Raw genomic sequence first — 5721 nt, forward strand, 5'->3', positions numbered from 1 at the left:
GAGAAAATCCTGCACGCTCAATGTCGTTTGTGTGGTGCGGAAACCATAATCGGCCAGCACATCGATCGTGCGCGAACGGGTAATGCCCGAAAGAAATGTTCCATTGGGCGCCGGCGTGAAAATATGGCCGTCCTTGACCATGAAAATATTGGACGTGCCGGTCTCGGCGACATTGCCTAGCATGTCCAGCAGTAGCGCATTGTCGAAGCCACGCGAACGCGCTTCGAGAATGGCCCTAGCATTGTTGGGATAGAGACAGCCCGCCTTGGCATTGGTTGGCATGGTCTCGATAGTCGGGCGGCGGAATGGCGAGATGCTGAGCGAAAAGCCGCTCGGCTCGATCATCGGCGCCTCATAGAGGCACAGGCAAAACCGGGTTGACTCCGGATCGGCGGGGACGCCCATATAGCCGCCATGCTCGCCCCAGTACATTGGCCGGATATAGACGGCCGTGTTGCCGTCGAACTTCTTCAGGCCGTCCTTGGCGAGACCGATGATTTCCTCGGTGCTCATGGTCGGCATCAACCCCATGGCGATGGCCGATGTGTTGACCCGGGCCGCGTGCCTGTCGAGATCGGGCGAAACCCCTTCGAACCAGCGCCCGCCATCGAAGACCGTCGAGGCCAGCCACATCGCGTGGCTGCGCGGACCTATCAGGGGCACATTTCCTTCGTACCAGTCGCCATCGACATAGGTCCATGTCACTGTTTGGGCTTGAGTATTAACCGCCATGATACTGATTCCGTCCCGCTGGTAATTTTTGCCACCTTATCTCCCCCCTTGCGGGRGAGAAAGCGATTTCAGCATCTTAGCCTCTTTGCTAAGTGCTAGAAATCGCAAGAGAGGGCATTCGCTTCACTGAACTACCCCCTCACTTGGATTTTCCAAGGATTTAGCGAAGAGGCTAAATCCAGGAAAATCCTTTCTCTCCCACAAGGGGAGAGATAACCGGCGTTCTCACAAAGTGTTTATCCGAAGTTGAACGGCCAATTCCGTTGCGTGCGGGCTTTTTGTTGCGGCGCGGCAACAGTCGGCCAGCCGCCTTGTTTGCGCCCTATTGTCAACGGTTAGCCGCCATATTCATTGTGCGTTTAGGCGGCGCAACTTCCCGATCGTCCATCCCGTCACCAACCTGGTTCAATGATGCAAAACACACTTTCCCGTCGCGGCTTTCTGGCTGCATTGACTGCAACCGCCGCAGCCGGTCTCGCAGGCTGCGCACAGATCCGCGACGACAGGCCAGTCATCCAGGTCGATGACTATGGCAATCCCCTCTCGACGCCGCAAATGGATGTCGACCCGGCTTTCGCTTCGTTTCAATCCATGTATTCGGCACGCGAAGACGACGGCTATCAACTGCCGGCGATCCCGATCGAAAAGATGGACAAGCGCTATCTTCGGCAGATCGTGCAGGATCCGACCGGCGAACAGCCGGGGACGATCGTCGTCGATACGACCGACAAATTCCTGTATCAGGTGCGCGAAGGCGGACAGGCGATCCGCTATGGCGTTGGTATCGGCAAGGAAGGTTTCGCCTGGTCGGGCCGCGCCGTCGTCCAGTGGAAGCGCCACTGGCCGACCTGGACGCCGCCAGATGAAATGGTGGCCCGCCAGCCGGAACTGGTGCAATACAGCGCCAGGAATGGCGGCATGCAGCCGGGGCTTAAAAATCCGCTCGGCGCCCGGGCGCTTTACCTCTTCAAGGATGGCGTCGACACGCTCTACCGCCTGCACGGCTCGCCGGAATGGTGGTCCATCGGCAAGGCCGTGTCATCCGGCTGCGTGCGTCTGATCAACCAGGACATCATCGACCTTTATGACCGTGTGCCGAACAAGACGCCGGTTCTCGTCACGTAAGTTGCGCTCGATACGGACATCAAAAGGCCGATGGATCGCTCCATCGGCCTTTTTTCTTTGCCGGCCATATGCCGGAGGGAGGAGCTACGTCTGGCGCCGTGAGCCTCGGGGGCAAACCTATCTCTTCTTGCAGCTGATCAGCACTGAATTTCCATCGGTATATTTGCTGCGCAAGGTGTAGAGCCAGCCCTGGCACTCCTGCATGGAAGTGAAGCAGCGAAAGAACGAGACCGTCGTATTGTCACCGCCCATGGAAAGGATCGGGTTGTCGGTGGTGCCAGTATATTGCCCGAGGATAATCCCGGAGCCGCGCGGCGGCGTGTTGCAGCGCTGACCGGCATATTCGCTGACATTCTTGCGAACCGCTTGTGCTTGCGACACGCCGGTGAAAGCAAGAATGGGCTGCGCCAGTAGACCAAGGCCGAGTAACAGGGCGAATGCGCTTCTMTTCATCTAAAATCTCCGAGGCTATTCAAGAACAAACCAAGCCTCCAAATCCCCCGAGCGGGCGTCGTGTATTTATAGCTCATTTCGACGCGCAGGTAAGTGCGCGGACGCCGCAGCACGGCGAAGTGAAGGTAACGTGAAACGGCTAGCGCCCTGCTGTCAGCACCTTTTGACAGGTCGGTGACAAGCGGGCGAGATTGTTCCGCAAGCATGCGATACCGCGCCCGCCACCCAGGGCGACCGAGCTGCAGAGCCTGCGGAAGTCCGGGCCGCACGATTGGCGGACGATCATCATCTCCTGGCGTGGCGTGAACGACGGCGCGGGCATCGCTGTTGCGGCGGGTGCAGTTGCGGCAGGAGCAGTCGCGGTTGCGGCCGGTGCGGTTGCGGCTGGGGCGGCTGCCGTGCCGGTTGAAGATGCTGCCGGTGCTGACTTGCCGCCTCCGAGCGCCGCCAGTGCCGACTGGCACGCGGAGGAAAGTGACGAGTTATGCTGCTGCAAACAGGTGAGTGCGGCTTTGCCTCCAGGTTGCACACCCGAACACTGCGCCATGAAATCGGACCGGCAAGCGGATTTGATGGCGCTTTGCTGCGCTGCTGTTGGTTGCTGGGCGGCTGCGGAACCGGCGAAAACACCGGCCGTACAAAGCATGGTTATAAACAGGCCGCCTCTGCGGTCTGTACATTTTCTGGTTTCTTCGAACATCGAACCTCTCCCTGGGGAATGCGATCCCAGGGAGAAGTTGGCATGCAGGACGGGCGAAGGACAGTACGTTACAGTTACGAGAGGCCGGACGCGGCGAGCGCCACGTGCACGTCCTTTCCAGTTCAAACGCCAGCTTTTCCGACCAGTTTCAGCGCATAGGCATAGACATACGCGACCTCTTCCAACCGCGAGAAGCGCCCCGAGGCACCGGCGTGTCCGGCATCCATGTTGATGCGGAAAAGTACCGGATTGCCGTCCGTCTTGAAGTCCCGCAGCTTTGCCACCCATTTCGCCGGTTCCCAGTAGGTCACACGCGGATCGGTGAGGCCAGCGACGGCAAGGATCGGCGGATAATCCTGAGCGACGATATTATCGTAGGGCGAATAGGAGGCCATGTAGGCGTAGTCGGTGGCCGAGGTGATAGGATTGCCCCATTCGGTCCATTCCGGCGGGGTGAGCGGCAGCGTGTCGTCGAGCATGGTATTGATGACATCGACGAAGGGCACTTCGGCAATGACGCCGCCAAAATTGCCTGGCGCCATGTTGGCGATGGCACCCATCAGCAAGCCACCCGCCGAACCACCCTGCGCGACGATGCGGTCATGGCTGGTGAAACCTTCAGCGACGAGGTGTTCGGACGCGGCGATGAAATCGGTAAAAGTGTTCTTCTTCTTGAGGCGCTTGCCGTTTTCGTACCAGTCATAGCCTTTGTCCTTGCCGCCGCGAATATGGGCGATGGCATAGATGAAGCCACGATCGGCGAGGGACAAGCAGTTGGTGTTGAAGCTCGCCGGAATGGTGATGCCGTAGGAGCCATAGCCGTAAAGCAGGCAAGGCGCCGAACCGTCGATCTTCGTGTCGCGAGAATAGACGATTGAAATGGGTACGATCTCGCCATCGGGAGCGGGGGCGAGCAGGCGGCGCGTGATATAATCGTCAGGATTGTGTCCGGAGGGAACTTCCTGCGTCTTGAGCAAGGTGCGCTCGCGCGTGCGCATATTGTAGTCGTAGAGCTGGGTCGGCGTGGTCATGGACGAATAGGAGAAACGAATGATCTCCGTGTCATATTCGGCGCTGCCCTGCAGACCAAGCGCATAGGCTTCTTCATCAAACGATATCGAATGTTGCTCGCCCGAATGGCGGTCACGAATAATGATGCGCGGCAGGCCGTTCTCGCGCTCAAGCCAGACGAGGTGATTGCTGTAGGCCGAGTGACCGAGGAGCAGGCGTCCGGCCTTGTGGGCAACGACCTCGGTCCAGTTTGCCTTTTCCGGCGCATTCACCGGCGCGCTCATGATCTTGAAATCCTTGGCGCCATCGGCATTCGTAAGGATGTAGAAGACATCGCCGCCCTCGGTGAGGCTATATTCGACACCGCTCTGCCGTTCGATGACGAGTTTCGGTTCGGCGGTATCGTCATTGGCCGGCAGCAGCCACATTTCCGACGTTTCGTGATCGTGAATATCGATGAAGACAAAATCGTTGAGTGTGCTGCCGCCGACGCCGAGGAAGAAACCGGGGTCTTTCTCCTCGTGGATCAGGCGATCCTCGCTCTCGGGCTGGCCGAGCTTATGGTAGAACAGCCGGGACGGCCGATGATTGGCATCGACGCGCGTATAATAAAAGCCATTCGACTGGGCATTCCACACGCCGCCGCCGGATGTATCGCTGACCGTCTCGGTGGTGTCCTGCAGGGTCGCGAGGTCACGCACCTTCAGCGTGAAGAACTCGGAGCCCTTGTCATCGAAGCCCCAGATCATCTTGCTGTGATCGGGAGAGTGATCCGCCGAGGCAAGCCGGAAATAGGCCTTGCCTTCGCCTTCGAGGTCACCGTCAAGCAGCATGGTCTCCGCGCCGCCGTCGCGCGGCGTGCGGAAAAAGCGTGGCTGCTGGCCGCCGGTCTTGTAGGACGTTCCGTAGGCGTAGGGCCCGTCTTTGGACGGAACCGAGGAATCATCCTCCTTGATCCGGCCCTTCATCTCGTCGAAAAGCCTCACCTGAAGATCCTTGGTGTCGGCCATCAGCGATGACTGGTAAGCGTTTTCCGCTTCGAGATGCGAACGGATCGCCGGATCCAGCGTTGAAGGGTCGCGAAAAACATCCTGCCAGTTGTCAGCGCGCATCCAGCCGTAATCATCTGTACGGGTGATGCCGTGGCGCGTATCGGATATGGGGTGCTTCTCGGATTGCGGCGCAGGGATGCTCAAAAAACGGGGCGTATCGGTCATGGAAAAACTTTCAAGGGATGAACCGGCGGATGCAACAATCCGCCGGAGGGGGCAATCATTAAAAGGTGTAAAGCAAGTTGCGGGCCGGTCAATCCTGATCAAAGACTAACGCGTTGCCATTCATGCAATAGCGCAGGCCGGTAGGAGGAGGGCCGTCCGGGAAAACATGGCCGAGATGCGCATCGCAATCGGCACATTTTATTTCGGTTCGCAACATGCCATAGGAGCGATCCTCGATCGCATTGACCGCATCAGGCTCGATAGGGGCAGTGAAACTCGGCCAGCCTGTGCCGGATTCATATTTGGTTTCAGAGCGATAGAGCGGGCGATCGCAGCAAACGCACTTGTATAATCCCTTGAGTTTACTGTCGAAGTTCGGACTGGAAAACGCGCGCTCCGTCCCGTGATTTCGGGTGATTTGATATTGCTCCGGCGTGAGCTGTTCACGCCACTCGGCGTCCGTTTTAACGACCTTGAATGTCT

The 5721-nt window shown here is 58.5% G+C and carries 6 protein-coding genes; 1 reads left to right on the forward strand and 5 read right to left on the reverse strand.

The genetic code is table 11. The annotated features are described in order from the left end of the window. On the reverse strand, positions 1-732 hold a 732-nt coding region (locus ACXJ5O_RS17055; protein WP_457300921.1), incomplete at its 3' end, for a branched-chain amino acid aminotransferase. Between the two features lie 411 nt (positions 733-1143). Between ACXJ5O_RS17055 and ACXJ5O_RS17060 the strand changes: the two genes are divergently transcribed. Then, on the forward strand, positions 1144-1857 hold the full coding sequence (locus ACXJ5O_RS17060; protein WP_112528079.1) for a L,D-transpeptidase: 714 nt from the start codon (positions 1144-1146) through the stop codon (positions 1855-1857). Positions 1858-1974: 117 nt separating this feature from the next. Here the strand turns inward: ACXJ5O_RS17060 and ACXJ5O_RS17065 are convergent, their stop codons facing one another. The 4 genes from ACXJ5O_RS17065 to msrB all read right to left on the reverse strand — a co-directional run. Beyond that, a complete protein-coding gene (locus ACXJ5O_RS17065) occupies positions 1975-2310 on the reverse strand; it encodes a metallophosphoesterase (protein WP_457300922.1) in 336 nt (111 codons plus the stop codon). Positions 2311-2449: 139 nt separating this feature from the next. Continuing rightward, a complete protein-coding gene (locus tag ACXJ5O_RS17070; protein ID WP_457300923.1) occupies positions 2450-3010 on the reverse strand; it encodes a hypothetical protein in 561 nt (186 codons plus the stop codon). Positions 3011-3132: 122 nt separating this feature from the next. Then, positions 3133-5238, reverse strand: a complete 2106-nt coding sequence (locus ACXJ5O_RS17075) for a S9 family peptidase (RefSeq protein ID WP_457300924.1) — start codon at positions 5236-5238, stop codon at positions 3133-3135. A gap of 88 nt (positions 5239-5326) precedes the next feature. Next, positions 5327-5721 (reverse strand): peptide-methionine (R)-S-oxide reductase MsrB (gene msrB, locus ACXJ5O_RS17080; protein ID WP_457300925.1); only part of this gene is annotated, 395 nt, incomplete at its 5' end.

It is taken from the genome of Phyllobacterium sp. P5_D12 (genome assembly GCF_054049495.1).

Coding starts and splice junctions, on each gene's coding strand:
- ACXJ5O_RS17060 (WP_112528079.1), top strand. CDS start 1,144: ATGCAAAACACACTTTCCCGTCGCGGCTTTCTGGCTGCATTGACTGCA.
- ACXJ5O_RS17070 (WP_457300923.1), bottom strand. CDS start 3,010: ATGTTCGAAGAAACCAGAAAATGTACAGACCGCAGAGGCGGCCTGTTT.
- ACXJ5O_RS17075 (WP_457300924.1), bottom strand. CDS start 5,238: ATGACCGATACGCCCCGTTTTTTGAGCATCCCTGCGCCGCAATCCGAG.